This window comes from Enterobacter cloacae complex sp. XAL002, assembly GCF_049236805.1.
Lineage (GTDB): Bacteria > Pseudomonadota > Gammaproteobacteria > Enterobacterales > Enterobacteriaceae > Enterobacter > Enterobacter intestinihominis.
The window spans coordinates 25720-41806 of the sequence record NZ_JBMKJN010000023.1 but is presented as its reverse complement, the minus strand read 5'-3'; the positions used below and the strand labels follow the sequence as shown (position 1 = coordinate 41806).

Here is a 16087-nt window from a genome sequence, read left to right as displayed (position 1 = left end):
TTTCACGCTCTCTCCTCACGCCGCACGCTGGGCGCGCAGCTTCTTCAGGTGTTCTGCTGTTTCTATTTCTTCGGCGATCCGCTCGGCCTGTGCTTTGGTCAGCGGTTCAAATTCGTGCTGAAAGCGGCCCATGCTGGCGATGCAGGTGCGACCGTTGCGGATGTAGTGGATGACTTCGTGAGTAGCGCGGAGGATTTTGCAGGGCGCGCCGTGGGGATCGGCGTACCAGGTATTAGGCTGGATTATCCTGAACATTGGCTGACCCCTGTAGAGTAAGGAATACGACCATCGCTGCTCTAAGTGGGTTGGCGTGAACATGCCCATCGCCGGAATAAATCATCTGAACATCGTCGCCAGTGGTCCCATCAACCGCGGTATCATCAGGAACGCAAAGCCACTCGTTGTCCGCATTGATCAGGCTTAGCTTGTGACCAACAATGATCGGCCATGCGTCAGCTACGTTGTTGCACGGGTCGAAGAAGAATTTGTTACCTGATTTATTCTTTGGCTTCTCGAATTCATATCGGCGCTCATCGCTCATGAAAATATCAGGAACGACTTCTTTGCAGCCTAATGCGAATGCCACAAGCTTATTAATATCTTTGTCAGTCAACTTGCTGTAATCCATCATATCCCCCTCTGCTTATTCTTCAACTCGATGACGCCCTGGCACTCCGCGCACGTCTGGCATCCGGGAACGGCAGCGCGCCGCGGCTCGGGTATTGGTTCGTCGCATTCTTCACAACGTTCAGCTGATACGGCGTTACGGTCGATGCGGTGGGCGGAAAGGGCAGCGTTACGCTGAAGCTCTTCAATCTCTGCTGCGGTATCGATGATATCGGCCATGGTCAATGCTCCCGGAACTGTCGGTTAATTCGGGCGAAGGTAAACGCCAGCAATAAAAAAGGCCGCTTTAGCGACCTGGTGATTAGTGCCTTCATGCTGCACCGCCTTCATTCTTCTCGGCTTCGACCGCCATCTGCTCAAGCCGTCGCGATAACTCGGCGGCCAGCGTCTGGAATTCTTCCTCGGTCGCCACAGGGATCGGCACAAAGCGAATCCCGATGTGCGCGAGGTGGTTGGCTATTTCGAGGCTTTTCCTCAAATCAACTGGTGATGCTCTGTTCATGCTGCACCGCCAACGTTTCGCAGCCAGATGCAGACGGCGCCATCTTCCGTTTCGTGAATTGAACCGACAAACCAACCATCACCGGCTGGGGGTTCGGGCTGCCACGCTGAGATGTCATAACCGTCCACATCGGGATCGACATCATCCTCATCGCGGTACTCCACTTTCCACTCAAGGGCGCTCTTATCCAACCAGGCGTTAAATTCATCAGGTGAGATAGACTCGCGCCCATCGCAAAATTCATCGTAAAGCGGGTGAGTCCAGTAGCCGTATTGGTCGCGTTCGACGGGTAGGGCTTTAAATTCTGTTGTCATGATTAACTCCGTGGTTAGCAAATTCACCGTGATAGTGTTCTCTGTAAACTCTCAGGCTTTCTTCTGCCTCCTCTACGGAGTCAAACCAGCCTATAACAACCCTTTTACCGCCAACCTGACAGCGAGCTCTCCAGCTTTGCATTTTCTTATCCCACCCAACCCCCTTTACCCCTGAAATGCTGTCCTTTCTGACATACTGATTCATCATGTTCTGTGAACGAGAGGCGAGCCTAAGATTTGATATTCTGTTATCCGATCTGTTGTTGTTTACATGGTCAATTTGTTCTTCCGGCATAGAGCCATGAACATAAAGCCACGCCAGTCTGTGAGCTGAATATTTAACCCTATCTACCTTTATGTAGGCATAGCCTGTGTAATCTACAAACCCAGCAACATCACCTGGATGCATGCAATAGGCGGTAGGGTTTAGCCAATAAAAAACCCCTGTTAAGGGGTCGTATCGAAGCACTTCTTTTAGCCTGTTTTGCGTAAGGGTCATTGCTCAACTCCAAACCTTTTGTTCAAGCGGCCAGTTTTGACGACGAACTCCAGGAGGCTAACTCCCAGAGCTTCAATTTTCTTGTGGTGCTTGTTGATGATGGGAGGCACCGTTTCGTTCCAGTTAGGCTTTGGCTTCTTGCGCATGGCCTGCTGGATTTCCTCGGTGCAGCGGCGGCAGGCGGCGCGGATGGCGTTTTCATTTGCTGGCGTCATGCGGCCTCCCGGCGGGCGAGAAGTTTCGCCCCGAAAGCCATCAACTCGTCCCGGTCCACAGTTGCGAAGTGGCAGTGTGTACGCGGGTACGGTCGCCAGATGATTAGCATGCTACCTTTGTTATTTCCCGATACTGGCTTACCGGTGACCGGGTTGATAAATGCCAGCCGCCCGGCGGTGATGAAGCGAACCTCGCTGGCGGTCTGGATAGCCTCCTTAAACCAGCCAACCGATGTGTCTGCCGGAACCAGCATGACCGTGCCGATCTGATTTGCGCTTTCGGTAGCGGCCTTCTTAACGAACGGTGTGATGTCGCTGTATGGCGGGTTCATCCAGACGTAGCCAGGTACATTCAGGTAATCAGCCCAGGGAGTCTCCAGTGTATTCTGCTCGGCGGTGATGAACTTCCGGCACAGTGCGTTATGAGGCGCCGCGGCGGCATCCAGTTGGAAGCAGAACTCAGCATCAAGGGAAGCGAAGAGGGCTGGTGGAGTGCGCCAGAGGTCGCGCTGATCCGCTGGCGTGTTGCTGCCGGTGTAATCGGTCATATCAAACCTCGAAAGCAAGTTGTGGCGTGAACCGATCGCGTTCAGCGTCGTAATTCAAAGAACTTGCAGAGTTAAAGGCTTCAATGCGTTCGACCAGCACCGCAGCGCGTGTTTCTTTGCTTGCCGGCGCGTAGGCTGATTTATCCCACGCTTTGTCGATTCCGATATTGCGCGCCACATTAGTACTGTCGGCTGACGACAGTGGGATGTGTCGGAATATATCGGCGTTCAGCATGCGCAGGCCGTGAAGCTTTGTTATCGGATACCCGTTTATGTCGACAACGTGACGGATGAGATCGCGTAACTTTGCCCGACATGAGCGCGGGCGCTTTGCGTCGTATTCACCCATGCTACCGATGCATACGCGCGGAAATTCCCGACACAGGCGGAAGAAACGTTCATCTGGCTCGTTCATGTGCCACACCGGCGCGCCGACTACTTTGCCGTGCGGCCACTCGGCGATTAACGCGTCGTTCTCTTCACTGGTCCCGCCGATCACGTCAGGGATAACAGCAAAAGCAAAGCGTGGGTGATTCATCCAGCGACCTACAAACGCGTAGTAGTCATTCCAGTTAACAACGCGCTTTTTCGTCCAGAAGCTGAATGCACCGTTATCCAGCGCGAAAGACTGGGTGACTTCGCTGGCCAGGGCTAATTGGCCGGGGTTAGCGAAGGAGATGAAAGCGTGCCTGCCTTTCCATGCCTTCAGGGCGCATGTGTCCGGCGTAATAGGGCCGCCGTGAAAATGAATCATGCCGCCTCCTGCCTTTCCCGATATTCCTCAGCGAGCCGCTGCGCCTTTAATGGATTGCTGACCACTTCACCCCATGGCATTAGCCAGCCGTTACCAATGAAGGGAAGGCACAGTGTGCCAACCCTGATGTCGTCGTGAGCGTGAGTCATAGGATGGACTCCATTTCGTCGATGTAGAGGCCCTGAGCAATCAGGCGGCTACGGCGGGCGGCACGTTCAATGCACTCCTGCCGTCGGCCTTCCTGTGACTGCTCTATAGCGCGCCGGGTGAGCAGGCGCGATTTACCTTGTGGCGTTACGACCTTTGGCTTCGTGACCAGGTCGAATGTCCGGTCGCAGATTCCGTCGTCGTTGATCCATTTTTCCGACTCAACGATCTGCGCTATCTGCCCTGAGCCGCGGGTAATGCCGTTGGCTACCCGGTTAAACTCGATGAGCGTTACGCCAAACTTCTCAGCGATTTCACTACCGGTGACCGGGCGGCCGCGCGTCTGAATCATCCAGATAACGCGCTCACGGAGGCCGGAGAATTGCCCGGTTCGCCCGGGCCGGCGGTAAAAGGGTGTGCGTTTCATGCTGCACGCTCTGTGATTTTCTGAATTTCAGATTCCAGATCTGCAAGGAAGCTCTTAACCTCAGACTCGATTTCGCGCGCCAGCTCTTCATCGAAATTAATGCGCTTCTTGAAATAGGCGAGGTCAGGCGGCAGGCGATCATCGAAACTAACGAAATCACACCATTTCCGCCCGGTGCACATCATCTGCGCATGCATTTGCAGCATGTACTGGCGCTTTGGCTCGCCAGTTTTCAGCGTTTCAAGATGGGTCCAGGTGTTGGGGCATTTGATTTCGATAAGCCCGTCGTCGTTGACAAGTCCGTCCGGGCTGGCTGCGAATCCGGGTATGGTTGGGTGATCGATGAGCCCAACTTCAGTGATTGCCGCATCGAACTCATTCAGGGCGTACATTTCGCGCGCCACTGGCTCAAGTTCAGTGCCGCGCATCATCGCGGCATTCGAGAACCCTTCCTCCAGCTTCCCGGTCAGCCGTTGGCAAATCAGCTCGGCCATGTAGTTCTGGCGGCTGGTGGAGTAGCCCGACTTAGTCCGGGCCATGACATCAGCCAGGCGACTCGCTGTGACCTTGCCGCAGCGCGCAGCAAACCATTCAGGGGTGCGTTGCTCCATCATTCAGCCTCCGTCTTTGCGACATTGACAGGTTCGGCGTTGTCGACAGCAAGACTCATGTCATACATGCGTCGCTTCTCAACTGCGCCGATCACCTGCTTCTCTTCAGCGCTCAGCGCCACCCAGAACTCCTGGTACTTAACGGTTCCAAGGCGCGCGGCGGACTCACCTTTTGCGATCAGTTCCGGGCGGCGGCTATCTGATTCATGGCCCGCATGAACCTCTGCCGTTGTTCCTTCAATTACTCGCTCTGCCTCGTCCTGGTCGAAGATGCCAGCGAAACCAAAGGCCAGACGCGCGCACTGGATCAGCGTCTTGTGGCGAAGCATGCGGGTAGGGTGGGACTGCCATGGCTGAGTGTTGCGTTTGCACTCTCCCATGTACTCGGTGACGATGGTCGGGTGTTTACGGTCTTTGCGGTAAATCTTGCAGGTGCACGCGCCTTCCTCCTTGTCGTAAGAGAACTCCATGCCGTCAAACTGAGGATGCTCGTTGATAATGCGAGCCCATCCATCAACGCCGACGACCGGGACAATCCCGCCTTTATCTGGGAAGGCATAAATCTCTTTTGTCCATGGGTTCAGGCCGTACTGGTTGGCGACGATCAACAGGGCTGTAAACTGCTCGTCCGTGACGTTGCCACCTTTGAACGCTGTATTCTTAAGCGTATTCATCAGGTCTGTACCGGCATCCATGCCGAGGCGTGCGGCAAGTTTCCCGGCCATGGTGGAAAGTGCAGTACTCATTGTTAAATCCCTCAAAAATTAAAACGGGCAGCCGGTACGGTGTTCCCAGTCGTATTCCGCCTGGGCGTAAGCAACTGCCGAAATGAAATCGTTGTAGGCTTCGCCAGCTTTATCGCTGCGAAGTCCTTCGTATGGGCTGGAGTCAATCGGGATCGTGAAATGGAAGAGGCCGGACGGCTCTTTCGGCATCATGTCGATGATTTGCTGCGCCCGGTCGTCGATCCACTTATCTTTCTCGTCGTCGAGCTGCTGCTCAACCCAGCGCCGATCTTCGATTCGGTCGTAAGTGAGATATGCGTTCATGGCTGAACTCCTGAAATTTGGATGTGCAAAGCCCGGTACAAATTGGCTACCAAAGCGCGTGAATTTGATGATTTATTGCTGATTGGCTAAATTCATGACTCCACCATTAAAGAGGTTGCGATCATGGAATTTATTGCTTTCAGTGAAGGGGACGTGGTTGCAATATCAGGTGATGATGATGAATGGCTTGTGGAGCAATTCCATCCTGATTCTCCCGATACTGACGTTACTATCTATAACCTGAGGACTGGTGACTATATTTCTCAGAATTACAAGGATATGCGGCGAAGGATAGTCAGGGTAATCAGGCATGAGGAGTAATTACTGCGTCGAAACCTGACGTCCGCGATACCACGGCATGCCAGCAGCTCTTTTCATCTCTTCGTTGGCTTCCATCCATTTGGCGCCATTGCGCTGCGCTTTGGCGTCACGAGCTTTCTGCTGCGCAAGCCGCAGCAACTGATGATTGATAGTCATACCTTCACCTCAACCTGTTTCAGGAGGCCAGCAACATGCATCTGCCAGCGGTTCAGAGTCAGCTTATCGCGCGGTGCCGATAGCGACGTCAGTTGCCACTCGTTCTCGTTGATCTTTTTGGCTGTGTACTGCTTGCCGTTGTGGGTGACTGTCATGATGCCTCCCGGGCGCGAAGCATTGCGTCGGCAATTAAAAATGACTGTTTAACTATTTCAGGCGCAGCTAATCCCCAAGTGTCAGGGTGAGAGCAGATTCCAGCCAAAGCCTTTGCTGCGAAGTAGTCCCGCACGGTTAAACCTCGCCCTCCAAAATCTTCGCTATCCCATGAGTTAATTTCAGGAGTGCATACGCCTGATTGTGGAAACGCTGGACCGCCAGTTTTGTTGCTCATAAATCCTCTTGGCCTTATCGCGGCGAACGGAACGGTTAATACAAGACCTCTGCGCAAGCGAACATTCAAACAATATTGGCGGTGGATGGCCGCCGGTTGTCATAACGAAACAGGCTCTTTGAACCCGTTTGGGTATGAAAAAAGCCGCTGGTTAGGCGGCTTGATATCTGCGAATGGAAAGAACCGGGCATCGCGTAATTCCGTCTACCCTTTCCCATTTCAAAAGTGGAAGGCGAAAAACCTCAAACGTAACCTTTCCAACATAATCGTTCTGAAAATCCTTTGTTCCCACAGCCCATACCTTTTCGAATCTGCGCTCGATGCAAAAAGCTGAGGACCAACCGAATTTTGAGCCAGCACTGATGGCTTCTTTTTTTGTACGAAATGTGGGGATAATGGAAACAACCTCATCAACCTTAAGGCTAAGGCGATGATTTTCTTTGAAGCTTATGTATATAGAGCCCACAGCCTTACCCTCTGTCGTTATCCGCTGATGCGGGAGAAATGCTTTGGCGCTGGCTCCCCACAATGAAGCAGGGAAGGCCGTCGTCGCCTTGGTGAGCCATTACCTCACCAACTAGCTGATAACCATCTGCCAGCCCAAAGCACTTCGCCACACTCTCGCAGTGGCCGCGCTCATGCCCTTGAGACCTTGTCGCTCATCGCCGCTTATAACCGGTGCGCTTCTGGCGTTCGCGCTGCTTTACCGGCATACTCTTTTCCTCGATTAACCCTGACCAGCGGTATGTCGCAGTTCGGACCTGCGTCTGGCTCTCATAGAGACTCGGGGCCACATCATTACTGCGGCTTGGAAGTGCGGTCTGTCCGCTTTAGTGCTTCATTTGAGTTTCTCCTCTAATTTTTTTATTCAAATTTCAGCTGGTCACACCGGCTCTCCATTGCCCGTTACACCCCTCGCACTCCCCGTCACCTGCTGAAATTCAAGTGGCGGCTCTAAGCGGTCCTCTAACTCCACTTCGCCGCTGGCTAACTTCGCTCAGCTGTCGATGTTTCGTTTCGATGGGGTAAATTTAGCGTGATGCTAAATTATGCGCAATAGCAAAATGCTAAATTCTTGGTGGGTTTTATTTAGCGTATTGATTAATAAGCGATTAAAAATTTACAGCTCAGGGATTTTGGACGTAAAAAAGCCCGCGCGATGGCGGGCTTGAGGGGGTTTGCGTGAGGTTATGGGATGTTTAGTATTTTGGCATCAACCACAACGCCGATAATTTTGCAGTTTCCATTAACCTCTAGCATTGGATATGCGGGGTTAAGTGGCTTAAGGAAGCGTCTGCCGGCATCGATTACAAGCTTCTTAAAGGTCGCTTCGTTATCGCCTTCTAGCTTCGCGACAACCAGCTTTCCGTTGCGCGGCTCGACTTCAGGATCAACAAGTATCGCTGCTCCCTCGGGTATGCTCAGTCCGGCCGGGGAGGTCATAGAATCCCCTTTAACGTCCAGCCAGAATGAATCTTCTGAGCAGTCAACAGTCGTGTCATACCAGCGATCTATCGCTCTTCGGTGATAAGGTTCTACAGCTTCCATCCATTGCCCCGCGCTAACCCAGCTGATAACAGGATAACTTCCTTTTGTCTCGTTCAGTCCTCGAAATGCAACGTTCGAAGGTTCTTCACTGGCGTGTAAAACATCCATCCAGCCAAAAGGCAGATCAAGCGCAGTTTCAATTTTGCGAGCCATCTTATCGCCGATATTGCGGTGAGGGTGTGGTCCCAGTAGCTGGCTAAGCGCAGCCGGACTTGTCTCGATGAGCTCGGCGAACTGCGCCTTGGTCATTCCAGACTCGTGCTGACGCTTCTCGTACAGCGCTTCCAGGTTGGCTTTTCTGATTTCTTTATTTTCCATACCTGCATTGTTACTGCTTTTAGCAAAATGATAAATGCGCAAATTGCTAAATGATGCTTGCGTAGTATTTAGCATAACGCTAAACTCCAAATCAAACGACTCACCCGGAGACACCAATGAGCACTGAACTACACCGCTGGCGCAAGGCCGCCACTACCGACGAATGGGCGCAGCTCGCAAAGTTGGCTAACACGACGCCAGGTTACCTGGACCAGATCGCCTACGGAAATCGCCGGGCATCTCCAGAAATGGCATCTGCTATCGAGAAAGGCACGAAGAATTTTCACCGCCAGGCTCCGGTCCTAAAAGAAAGCCTGGTATTCGCATCGCCGCGTGATACTGCGGCCTAACCACGAAAGGGAAAGCAATGCATTCATTTGCGTATCAACACAATACCGGAATACACCCGGGAGCGGTGATAAACCGCGCTCAACCTAAGGCGGCGCCAGACCACGAAAAGATCCGCGATGCGGTCCGGGCATGGTCGTCGGCGCTGGACAATCAGGACGTCGTTTCGGCGCTGATCATCAACGAATACCGGGAGCAGGGCGGGACCGCCATCAGCTTCCCGGAAGACATTAGCAGGGCGCGCCAGAAGCTGTTCCGCTTTCTGGATAACCGTTTCGACTCTGAGCAGTACCGCGAGAACGTGCGCCAGTTGACGCCCGCAATCATGTCCGTATTGCCGCTGGAGTACCGCAACCGCCTGGCGCCGCAGAACGACACGATGTCGCTGATCGCCTCTGCGATGAAAGAGTGTGCCGAGGCTAAACAGGCCGTGCTGCTGGACGCTCCAGAGCATCAGAAGCTGAAAGAGGTAAGCGAAGGTATAGCGTCGCTGTTCCGCCTCATGCCTGAGCAGGTAGGGCCGTTGATGACGATGGTTACATCGATGCTGGGGGTTATGTGAGAACTACAGAAATGGCGAAAGCCGGTCTGCGCGAACAGAACCGACTTTCTGGTGCAAAAACGAGAGTAGTTGCAGGAGGAATAATGGCAAAAAATCCACGCTATTACCATACCGCTGTACATAAAAACATAACCCGCGACCGCTTCATCCGCTCGGTTAATCCGATTGTGGCAGAGAAGATGCGCGCCATTCTGGAAGAACTGAAACGTAAGGAGAGTGGCCGTGGGTAACGTATCCAATTTAGCCGAAGCCAGAGAGGCCAGAAGGCTCCAGAAACCGCGTACGAATGGCGGTAAGGGGTTTGCCTTGCTGCACCGTAAAATTATGGATGTGCCGTTCTACAAGGACGCTGAGGCGGCTCATTTATGGGTTCATCTGCTCCTGCGCGCTAATCACGAACAGACAATGGTATCGACTGATGTCGGCGATGTGATCTGCGAACGCGGAGAGTTCATTACCGGGCGCAACACACTGGCAATGGAAACCGGTTTAACCGCTGATCGCGTTAAATCACTGCTCCGTAAATTCCAGAATCTGGGCATGATCACCACAAAATCGAACAACCGGTTTACTGTTCTAAAAGTGGTCAAATATGACGAATATCAGTCAAATTTTTGTCCAGCCGATGTCCAGCCAGTGTCCACCCAAAACTCAGTCGTACCAATGCCTGTGGAGGATGTGTGTCCAGCAGATGTCCAGCCAGTGTCCACAGATAACAATATATTAAATAACTCTCTTACTAACGTAAGAGAGTGTGCATCAGCAGCAGAAAAACCAGAGCAGAAAAAACCGTCTCTCAGCTGTGAGCAGGTAGTCGAGGTTTACCATCGCGTACTGCCTGAAGCGCAGAGCATCAGGATCCTGACTGACAAACGCCGGGCTCTGATTCGCTCGTTCTGGCAGAAGGCCGGGAAAGTAACTCAGCAGCTGGATGGCCATAAATTCACCTTGAGTGACTGGGAATCCTATCTGAGCTACATCGCCACCAACTGCCGCTGGATGCTGGAAAACCGCCCAGACCAGCGCACGGGACGCACATGGCGCCGCAAGGCTCTCGAATACTTCCTGAACGTGGATGTGTATGCCAAGACGCGCGAGGGGGCCTGTGATGACCTCTGAAATCCTGACCGTACCTCACAACGTCGAAGCAGAGCAGAGCGTCATCGGCGGACTCCTGCTGGACGACGACAACAGCGAGCGTGTTCAAAAAGTGCTGGCAATGCTCAAGCCTGAGTCGTTTTACAGCCGACCTCACCAGCTGATCTTTGCCGAGATGCGCCAGATGTTCCGCGACAACAAGCCAGTCGATGGTCTGACATTGTTCGACGCGCTCGAAGGCAAAGGGCTCGCGGAGCAGGTAGGTGGCTTTGCTTACCTGGCGGAGATCGCCAAGAACACTCCAAGCGCTGCAAACATCGTGGCATACGCAGCATCAGTCCGGGAAGCCGCAATGGAGCGCTACGGTATCAACCGCCTGACCGAAGCTACTGAGCTGCTGTATTCCCGCAACGGCATGAGCGCTACGCAGAAGTACGAGGCCATTCAGGGGATTTTCACCCAGCTCGCAGACCATTCAAAAACCGGAAGTCGCCGTGGGTTGCGGTCGTTCGGGGATGTTATGGATGACTGGGTAGCGGATCTGGAGAAACGATTTGACCCCTCAGGCGAACAGCGCGGGATGAGTACCGGTATCCCGTCACTCGACCGGCTGCTGGCGCCGAAAGGTCTGGTTAAAGGCTCTCTGTTCGTGATTGGCGCAAGGCCAAAGATGGGCAAGACAACCCTGTACGGGCAGATGGCGATCAACTGCGCAGTTCGTGAGAAAAAGCCTGCGCTGATGTTCAGTCTGGAAATGCCAGGCGACCAGATCCTCGAGAAACTGGTTGGTCAGAAGTCCGGCATTAACCCGAGCATTTTTTACATGCCCGCTACGGATGACGCCGATGACCAGTACCAGGGCGACTACGACGGCGACTTTAAGAAGGCGATCTCCACGGCCGGGAGACTGAGTGAAATCGACATGCTGTACATCGACGACACTCCTGGCCTGTCACTGGCGCATATCGTTACCGAATGCCGTCGAATTAAGCGCGAGAAAGGCTGCGTAGGCATGATTCTGGTTGACTACCTGACGCTGATGACCGCCGAAAAAGCCGACCGTAATGACCTGGCCTACGGGATGATCACCAAAGGTCTGAAGAATCTCGCCAAAGAGCTTGGCTGCGTCGTCGTACTGCTGACCCAGCTCAACCGCGAACTGGAGAAGCGTGTGAATAAACGCCCGTTGCCGAGCGATTCCCGCGACACAGGGCAGATTGAGCAGGACTGCGACTACTGGGTTGGTATCCACCGGGAAGGTGCTTTCGATGACAGCGTGCCGCCGGGAGAAACCGAGTTAATCCTGCGACTCAACCGCCACGGCAGTACCGGAACGGTTTATTGCAATCAGATCAACGGGGCAATTTACGACACAGACCAGCATGCAGCCGCCGCAGAACGCCGCGGGCGTGAGCAGCAGCCGAAAAAGAAAGGGGGGTTCTGATGACCATAACAATCCGTGGGCAGATTCTTGCAGCCCTGCGTAATAACCCGGGCCTGAACAGTGCTCGTATTGCCATCATGATCGGCATGACCACCAAAAAGATTTCCGGCCCGCTAAGCACGTTGTTTGCAGACGGCCTGATCGAGTTCGAAGGCAAGCACGGCCAGCAGCTGTATCGGCTGACCAGCTACGGCATGAAGTACGCACCGGAAATCATACCTGCCATGCCGAAGGGTAATTCGAAGCTGGTGCAGCGCACAGAGACAAACGTGATCTGCCAGGAGTGCCGGAACAGTCCGGCGATGAGAAGGGTATTGATGGTTTGGGGGAGGGTGGGGGTATGAAAATCGAAGATATCAAAAACGTTGCGGTGTTCTTCAATATGAACGGCAAGACAGTAGCGTTACGAATGGATGCTGAGCAGAAGCGGATCGTCGCATTAATGGCGCTGAACACGGCTGATGCTCGGGCAGAACTGATTGAAGTGCCGCACATGACTTTACCAGCAGACCCAGCCATGCAGGAGGCCGCCCAATGAGCAACATCGACAAACAGGCGCTGCGTCAATTAGCCGTGGACGCCAAAGAATTGGCAATCATAAAGCGTTACACGAAAGGTATCGAAGCGCATAAGAAATTCATCGCTGTAATGACTCCCGCAACTGTGCTGGCGCTGCTGGATGAGCTGGAAGCCGCAGAGAAGCGGATTGCTGATCTGGAGGCGAGCCACGGCAACCTTCGTGAGGCAATGGCTGGTATTCACAACACAATCACTGGCGGAGGTGCTCATACGCCGCTGGCAGCCATTCTGAATGCATCCAAACGCGCCTATGAAGAGTCGGCCGCCGCAGCCGGAGGTGACGGTTGATCTGAACTATATTTAATCTGCATTTCTTAGACAGAGGGTAAAGCATGAGGAAAAGGTATCATGTTGAATTTGAGTATGACGATAATCCACATGAGTTTATTGCATTAGTAGATATTGACGATGGAGATTCTGAGCCTGTTATTCTCGGCAAGATTCTCGCAGAAGTTACTAAGGAAGCAGATAGAATTTATGGTCTTGGTGGCCGAGGTGCATTTAGATCACTAAAGGTCTATGAGGAAATTTCAGAGTAGCTATAATCCCCTCAAATCATCGAGGGGATTTTAATGTCTGACTGGAACATAGCAGCAAAGCCGCAAGAAGAGCGCGTCAAGGTTAACGTTGACCTTGCTGCCTCCGGCGTGGCGTACAAAGAGCGCCTGAACATGCCTGTTATCGCTGAGGTGGTAATGCGCGAGCAGCCTAACGAGTATCAGGAGTACTTCCTCGAGAGGCTGCACCATTACCGCGAGCTCAGCTTGCAGTTGCCCAAGGTAAGCGACACGCGTTATGTAGAGATGGCTGATAAGAGTTCGAAGATATAATTTTATGTCCATTGATTTTGTGAGCGAGCCATGAACACAAAATATACCGATGATGTTTTGCTCTCGGCCCTTAGAAAATGTATTGCGTTACGTGATGAATTGAACTCTCTTGGTTTTACCGATAATGGTGGGGCCATTCACTCAGTGGAGCGAGTGCTGGAGTTATTGTGCGTAAGACGAAAATATTCCCTCACACATATTAATAGCCTTAAAAAGTCACTCATTGCTGAACGTACTTTAGGGGCTTCTATGGCCTTATCTGAAGGTCAAAGTGTCCGAATAGAGCACGTTCACCCGATAAGGGAATGGACCAGAAGCGTCATTGATAAGGTTAATGCCAATTGCTCTGATGACGAATTACTGTCGTACATTGATGAGAATTACCGATTAGTTCTTGTTTCAAAGGACGAAGCTAGGTCTCTCGACAGAAAAAACAGAAGCAAGATAGAAGTTAACCGGCTAGAAAACGCGGGATTGGTTTTGGATCCAAAATACCCGCCTATGCGACAGAGATAAAAAATAACAATTTTTGATTTTCTGAAATCAACCCGCCATAATCATGTCATCGGAGCCTGAACAACTCCGGTGACTTCTGCGCATTTAAGGGGACTTAAATGCGACCACAATCTGAACTCCTCACTTTGTCACAGATGCAGAAATGCACCTGCGATATTCTGCATTCTGCGGTTTCCGTTAAGGAGGCCGTATGATTCTGCCAGTAGACGGTATCAAACTCCATCGCGGTAACTTCGCAGCCATCGGCCAGCAGATTCAGCCATTACTGGATGCCGGGCAATGCTTCCGCCTTCAGGTTAAGCCGTGGAGCGAGAAGCGCAGCCTGTCGCAGAACGCGCTCAGCCACATGTGGTACACGGAAATTAGCGAGTACCTCATCGCCCGCGGCAAGACCTTCGCTACTCCTGAGTGGGTCAAAGACGCGATGAAGCACACCTATCTCGGCTACGAAAGCAAAGACCGGGTAGACGTCGTATCCGGCGAAGTTACTACCGTGCAATCCCTCCGCCATACGTCAGAGCTGGAAACCGGCGAGATGTACATTTTCCTGTGCAAAGTCGAAGCCTGGGCGATGAACATCGGCTGCCACCTGACTATTCCGCAGAGCTGCGAGTACCAGCAGTTGCGCGATAAACAGGAGGCATGATGTCTACTCCGCTTTCCCGCGTCATCACCAACGAAATCTTCCGCGTTCCGGCGCGCCGCAAGCGTAAGCCCGCGGTTAATCCGTCCGACATCCCGACGATGAAAGACTACACCGCCCGCCTGGTGGATCAGAAATGGCTGCGTCTCGCGGCACGGAGGGCGCATGGCTAATTTATGCAAAGCGGCACGCGGCCGCGAATGTCAGGTGCGGATCCCCGGCGTATGCAACGGCAATCCTGAAACCTCAGTACTGGCTCACATACGTCTTGCTGGTCTATGCGGGACCGGAATCAAGCCGCCTGACCTGATCGCCACCATCGCATGCAGCAGTTGCCACGACGAGGTTGATCGCCGCACCCGTCTGGTCGATGCGGAATTTGTAAAGGAGTACGCGCTGGAAGGCATGGCTCGCACGCAGGTCATCTGGCTTAAAGAGGGGCTCGTAAAAGCATGAATGAATACCGCATCAGCCTCCCGTGGCCGCCAAGCAACAACCGCTACTACCGACATAACCGCGGGCGCACGCACATCAGCGCAGAAGGGCAGGCGTACCGCGACAGTGTCGCCAGAATCATCAAAGACTCAATGTTGGATATCGGCCTGGCTACACCCGTGAAAATCCGCATTGAGTGCCATATGCCGGATCGCCGCCGCCGCGACCTGGACAATCTGCAAAAGGCCGCGTTCGACGCCCTGACGAAATCTGGGTTCTGGCTCGATGACCAGCAGGTCGACTACTACAGCGTGAAGAGGATGCCAATCGTCAAAGGCGGCAGGCTTGAACTGTTCATCACCGAACTGGAGGCCGAATGAACCACACAGACTTCCTGCGGTACCAGGCAGAAAGCGTTAAGCGCGCCAGCATGCCGCCAGTAGCAAAGTACAGCCAGACCAAAACCAATCAGCCACAGAAGGAAGCCGCATGAACAGTCAGCAACTGGAATACATACGTCAGCAGCTCATTGTGGCGACCGCAGATCTGAGCGGGGCGACGAAAGGGCAGCTGGTAGCTTTCGCCGAAAACGCGCAGTTCACCGCGACGGCGCGCAGCCGGGGGCGGAAGAAAATAACCAACCCGGTCACCGGCCGGAAGGTTAACCCCGACGGCCCGGCGATGAGTGGCAGCCAGTCACGCGCTAAGGGATCATCCATCGCGCTGGTCAGCCCGGTGGAGTTCGGTACCGCGTCGTGGCGCCGGGCTGTGCTGTCGTTGGAAGACCACCAGAAAGCTTGGCTGTTGTGGAACTACAGCGAGAACGTTAGCTTTGAGCATCAGGTGGCGATCACTCAGTGGGCGTGGGCAGATTTCCGGGAGCAACTGGGCGCGAAGAAGGTGGCCGGCAAGACGATGGAGCGACTGAAGAAGCTTATCTGGCTTGCGGCGCAGGACGTCAAAGCGGAGCTGGCGGGTAAGAATGTGTATCAGCACCAGGACTTGGCGGCTCTCTGCGGCGTTAAACCTGATAACTGGTGCCATAACTATGCCTACTACTGGCGGGATATGTGTGTCATCTTTAAGCGGCTTGATGAAGATTCCCTTCGTTGTACTGTGAGAACACGTTCACAACAAAAAGCGACTTTTTCGCAGCAGGGTATTGCAAAAGTCAATTAAATAGCATACATTTCATGTAAATCTGA

Annotated in this window: 35 protein-coding genes; 17 read left to right on the top strand and 18 right to left on the bottom strand. The window is 53.2% G+C overall.

Translation table 11 applies throughout. The features are described from left to right. Positions 1–15 precede the first annotated feature (15 nt). The 14 genes from ACOT0L_RS19000 to gamL form a co-directional block, all read right to left on the bottom strand. Positions 16–255: a DUF4222 domain-containing protein gene (locus ACOT0L_RS19000; RefSeq protein ID WP_032103556.1), complete on the bottom strand. Its 240-nt coding sequence runs from the start codon at positions 253–255 to the stop codon at positions 16–18. Next, positions 233–631 (bottom strand): phage protein NinX family protein, encoded by a 399-nt coding sequence (locus ACOT0L_RS18995; RefSeq protein WP_126504073.1) that lies wholly within the window; start codon positions 629–631, stop codon positions 233–235. The genes ACOT0L_RS19000 and ACOT0L_RS18995 overlap by 23 nt, the downstream gene beginning before the upstream one ends. Continuing rightward, positions 628–846 carry a TraR/DksA family transcriptional regulator gene (locus ACOT0L_RS18990; RefSeq protein WP_126504071.1) on the bottom strand — a complete coding sequence of 73 codons (219 nt, stop codon included), beginning with the start codon at positions 844–846 and terminating at the stop codon, positions 628–630. The genes ACOT0L_RS18995 and ACOT0L_RS18990 overlap by 4 nt, the downstream gene beginning before the upstream one ends. 91 nt (positions 847–937) lie before the next feature. Next, entirely contained in the window at positions 938–1129 is a 192-nt protein-coding gene (locus tag ACOT0L_RS18985) for a DUF1382 family protein (RefSeq protein WP_022650956.1), read from the bottom strand. Then, positions 1126–1443, bottom strand: coding sequence for a hypothetical protein (locus ACOT0L_RS18980; RefSeq protein WP_126504069.1), 318 nt, complete (start codon positions 1441–1443; stop codon positions 1126–1128). The genes ACOT0L_RS18985 and ACOT0L_RS18980 overlap by 4 nt, the downstream gene beginning before the upstream one ends. Then, a complete protein-coding gene (locus ACOT0L_RS18975) occupies positions 1427–1942 on the bottom strand; it encodes an HNH endonuclease (protein WP_126504067.1) in 516 nt (171 codons plus the stop codon). The genes ACOT0L_RS18980 and ACOT0L_RS18975 overlap by 17 nt, the downstream gene beginning before the upstream one ends. Beyond that, positions 1939–2157, bottom strand: coding sequence for a hypothetical protein (locus ACOT0L_RS18970; RefSeq protein ID WP_094948180.1), 219 nt, complete (start codon positions 2155–2157; stop codon positions 1939–1941). The genes ACOT0L_RS18975 and ACOT0L_RS18970 overlap by 4 nt, the downstream gene beginning before the upstream one ends. Further along, positions 2154–2705: a phage N-6-adenine-methyltransferase gene (locus ACOT0L_RS18965; protein WP_126504065.1), complete on the bottom strand. Its 552-nt coding sequence runs from the start codon at positions 2703–2705 to the stop codon at positions 2154–2156. The genes ACOT0L_RS18970 and ACOT0L_RS18965 overlap by 4 nt, the downstream gene beginning before the upstream one ends. Before the next feature lies 1 nt (position 2706). After that, positions 2707–3459, bottom strand: coding sequence for a hypothetical protein (locus tag ACOT0L_RS18960; protein WP_045418776.1), 753 nt, complete (start codon positions 3457–3459; stop codon positions 2707–2709). Continuing rightward, a complete protein-coding gene (locus ACOT0L_RS18955; RefSeq protein ID WP_006809793.1) occupies positions 3456–3608 on the bottom strand; it encodes a DUF1317 family protein in 153 nt (50 codons plus the stop codon). Before ACOT0L_RS18955 ends, ACOT0L_RS18960 begins: the two co-directional genes overlap by 4 nt. Beyond that, positions 3605–4033 (bottom strand): regulator, encoded by a 429-nt coding sequence (locus tag ACOT0L_RS18950; RefSeq protein ID WP_126504063.1) that lies wholly within the window; start codon positions 4031–4033, stop codon positions 3605–3607. Before ACOT0L_RS18950 ends, ACOT0L_RS18955 begins: the two co-directional genes overlap by 4 nt. Beyond that, complete coding sequence (locus ACOT0L_RS18945; RefSeq protein WP_126504061.1) at positions 4030–4647, bottom strand: lambda exonuclease family protein; 618 nt, start codon at positions 4645–4647, stop codon at positions 4030–4032. Before ACOT0L_RS18945 ends, ACOT0L_RS18950 begins: the two co-directional genes overlap by 4 nt. Beyond that, positions 4644–5390, bottom strand: a complete 747-nt coding sequence (gene bet, locus ACOT0L_RS18940) for a phage recombination protein Bet (RefSeq protein ID WP_126504059.1) — start codon at positions 5388–5390, stop codon at positions 4644–4646. Before bet ends, ACOT0L_RS18945 begins: the two co-directional genes overlap by 4 nt. 18 nt (positions 5391–5408) lie before the next feature. After that, positions 5409–5693 (bottom strand): host nuclease inhibitor GamL, encoded by a 285-nt coding sequence (gene gamL / locus ACOT0L_RS18935; RefSeq protein ID WP_126504057.1) that lies wholly within the window; start codon positions 5691–5693, stop codon positions 5409–5411. 123 nt (positions 5694–5816) lie between these two features. On the opposite strand from gamL, the gene ACOT0L_RS18930 reads away from it, so the two are divergent. Beyond that, complete coding sequence (locus ACOT0L_RS18930; RefSeq protein ID WP_126504055.1) at positions 5817–6014, top strand: hypothetical protein; 198 nt, start codon at positions 5817–5819, stop codon at positions 6012–6014. On the opposite strand, the gene ACOT0L_RS18925 is transcribed toward ACOT0L_RS18930, so the two are convergent. From ACOT0L_RS18925 to ACOT0L_RS18910, 4 genes are all read right to left on the bottom strand, one after another. Further along, on the bottom strand, positions 6015–6170 hold the full coding sequence (locus ACOT0L_RS18925) for a host cell division inhibitory peptide Kil (RefSeq protein ID WP_063216521.1): 156 nt from the start codon (positions 6168–6170) through the stop codon (positions 6015–6017). Then, a complete protein-coding gene (locus ACOT0L_RS18920) occupies positions 6167–6325 on the bottom strand; it encodes a hypothetical protein (protein WP_185817723.1) in 159 nt (52 codons plus the stop codon). The genes ACOT0L_RS18925 and ACOT0L_RS18920 overlap by 4 nt, the downstream gene beginning before the upstream one ends. Continuing rightward, positions 6322–6561, bottom strand: a complete 240-nt coding sequence (locus tag ACOT0L_RS18915) for a hypothetical protein (RefSeq protein ID WP_232936126.1) — start codon at positions 6559–6561, stop codon at positions 6322–6324. The genes ACOT0L_RS18920 and ACOT0L_RS18915 overlap by 4 nt, the downstream gene beginning before the upstream one ends. Before the next feature lie 1188 nt (positions 6562–7749). Then, positions 7750–8502: a LexA family protein gene (locus ACOT0L_RS18910; RefSeq protein WP_126504054.1), complete on the bottom strand. Its 753-nt coding sequence runs from the start codon at positions 8500–8502 to the stop codon at positions 7750–7752. 41 nt (positions 8503–8543) lie between these two features. Between ACOT0L_RS18910 and ACOT0L_RS18905 the strand changes: the two genes are divergently transcribed. From ACOT0L_RS18905 to ACOT0L_RS18830, 16 genes are all read left to right on the top strand, one after another. After that, positions 8544–8777, top strand: a complete 234-nt coding sequence (locus ACOT0L_RS18905) for a hypothetical protein (protein WP_000102594.1) — start codon at positions 8544–8546, stop codon at positions 8775–8777. A gap of 17 nt (positions 8778–8794) precedes the next feature. Then, complete coding sequence (locus ACOT0L_RS18900) at positions 8795–9337, top strand: toxin YdaT domain-containing protein (protein WP_126504052.1); 543 nt, start codon at positions 8795–8797, stop codon at positions 9335–9337. 83 nt (positions 9338–9420) lie between these two features. Next, positions 9421–9567 carry a hypothetical protein gene (locus ACOT0L_RS18895; RefSeq protein WP_015571544.1) on the top strand — a complete coding sequence of 49 codons (147 nt, stop codon included), beginning with the start codon at positions 9421–9423 and terminating at the stop codon, positions 9565–9567. Continuing rightward, positions 9560–10456, top strand: coding sequence for a DNA replication protein (locus ACOT0L_RS18890; protein WP_126504050.1), 897 nt, complete (start codon positions 9560–9562; stop codon positions 10454–10456). The genes ACOT0L_RS18895 and ACOT0L_RS18890 overlap by 8 nt, the downstream gene beginning before the upstream one ends. After that, on the top strand, positions 10446–11879 hold the full coding sequence (locus ACOT0L_RS18885) for a DnaB-like helicase C-terminal domain-containing protein (protein ID WP_126504048.1): 1434 nt from the start codon (positions 10446–10448) through the stop codon (positions 11877–11879). The genes ACOT0L_RS18890 and ACOT0L_RS18885 overlap by 11 nt, the downstream gene beginning before the upstream one ends. Continuing rightward, the gene (locus tag ACOT0L_RS18880; protein ID WP_126504046.1) at positions 11879–12223 is read left to right on the top strand and encodes an ArsR/SmtB family transcription factor; all 345 of its coding nucleotides are present in this window, start codon (positions 11879–11881) and stop codon (positions 12221–12223) included. Before ACOT0L_RS18885 ends, ACOT0L_RS18880 begins: the two co-directional genes overlap by 1 nt. Further along, the gene (locus ACOT0L_RS18875; protein ID WP_001752692.1) at positions 12220–12417 is read left to right on the top strand and encodes a hypothetical protein; all 198 of its coding nucleotides are present in this window, start codon (positions 12220–12222) and stop codon (positions 12415–12417) included. The genes ACOT0L_RS18880 and ACOT0L_RS18875 overlap by 4 nt, the downstream gene beginning before the upstream one ends. Then, a complete protein-coding gene (locus ACOT0L_RS18870) occupies positions 12414–12746 on the top strand; it encodes an ead/Ea22-like family protein (RefSeq protein WP_126504044.1) in 333 nt (110 codons plus the stop codon). Before ACOT0L_RS18875 ends, ACOT0L_RS18870 begins: the two co-directional genes overlap by 4 nt. Positions 12747–12790: 44 nt before the next feature. Beyond that, entirely contained in the window at positions 12791–12997 is a 207-nt protein-coding gene (locus ACOT0L_RS18865; protein WP_126504042.1) for a hypothetical protein, read from the top strand. A gap of 33 nt (positions 12998–13030) precedes the next feature. Then, on the top strand, positions 13031–13288 hold the full coding sequence (locus ACOT0L_RS18860) for a DNA polymerase III subunit theta (protein WP_126504040.1): 258 nt from the start codon (positions 13031–13033) through the stop codon (positions 13286–13288). 30 nt (positions 13289–13318) lie between these two features. Next, positions 13319–13804, top strand: a complete 486-nt coding sequence (locus ACOT0L_RS18855) for a hypothetical protein (RefSeq protein WP_126504038.1) — start codon at positions 13319–13321, stop codon at positions 13802–13804. Between the two features lie 190 nt (positions 13805–13994). Next, complete coding sequence (locus tag ACOT0L_RS18850; RefSeq protein WP_126504036.1) at positions 13995–14450, top strand: YbcN family protein; 456 nt, start codon at positions 13995–13997, stop codon at positions 14448–14450. Continuing rightward, entirely contained in the window at positions 14450–14620 is a 171-nt protein-coding gene (locus ACOT0L_RS18845) for a NinE family protein (RefSeq protein ID WP_126504034.1), read from the top strand. The genes ACOT0L_RS18850 and ACOT0L_RS18845 overlap by 1 nt, the downstream gene beginning before the upstream one ends. Then, positions 14613–14903, top strand: a complete 291-nt coding sequence (locus ACOT0L_RS18840) for a DUF1364 domain-containing protein (RefSeq protein ID WP_126504032.1) — start codon at positions 14613–14615, stop codon at positions 14901–14903. The genes ACOT0L_RS18845 and ACOT0L_RS18840 overlap by 8 nt, the downstream gene beginning before the upstream one ends. After that, the gene (gene rusA / locus ACOT0L_RS18835) at positions 14900–15262 is read left to right on the top strand and encodes a crossover junction endodeoxyribonuclease RusA (protein WP_126504030.1); all 363 of its coding nucleotides are present in this window, start codon (positions 14900–14902) and stop codon (positions 15260–15262) included. The genes ACOT0L_RS18840 and rusA overlap by 4 nt, the downstream gene beginning before the upstream one ends. A 109-nt stretch (positions 15263–15371) precedes the next feature. Beyond that, complete coding sequence (locus ACOT0L_RS18830) at positions 15372–16061, top strand: bacteriophage antitermination protein Q (protein WP_126504026.1); 690 nt, start codon at positions 15372–15374, stop codon at positions 16059–16061. Positions 16062–16087: the final 26 nt, after the last annotated feature.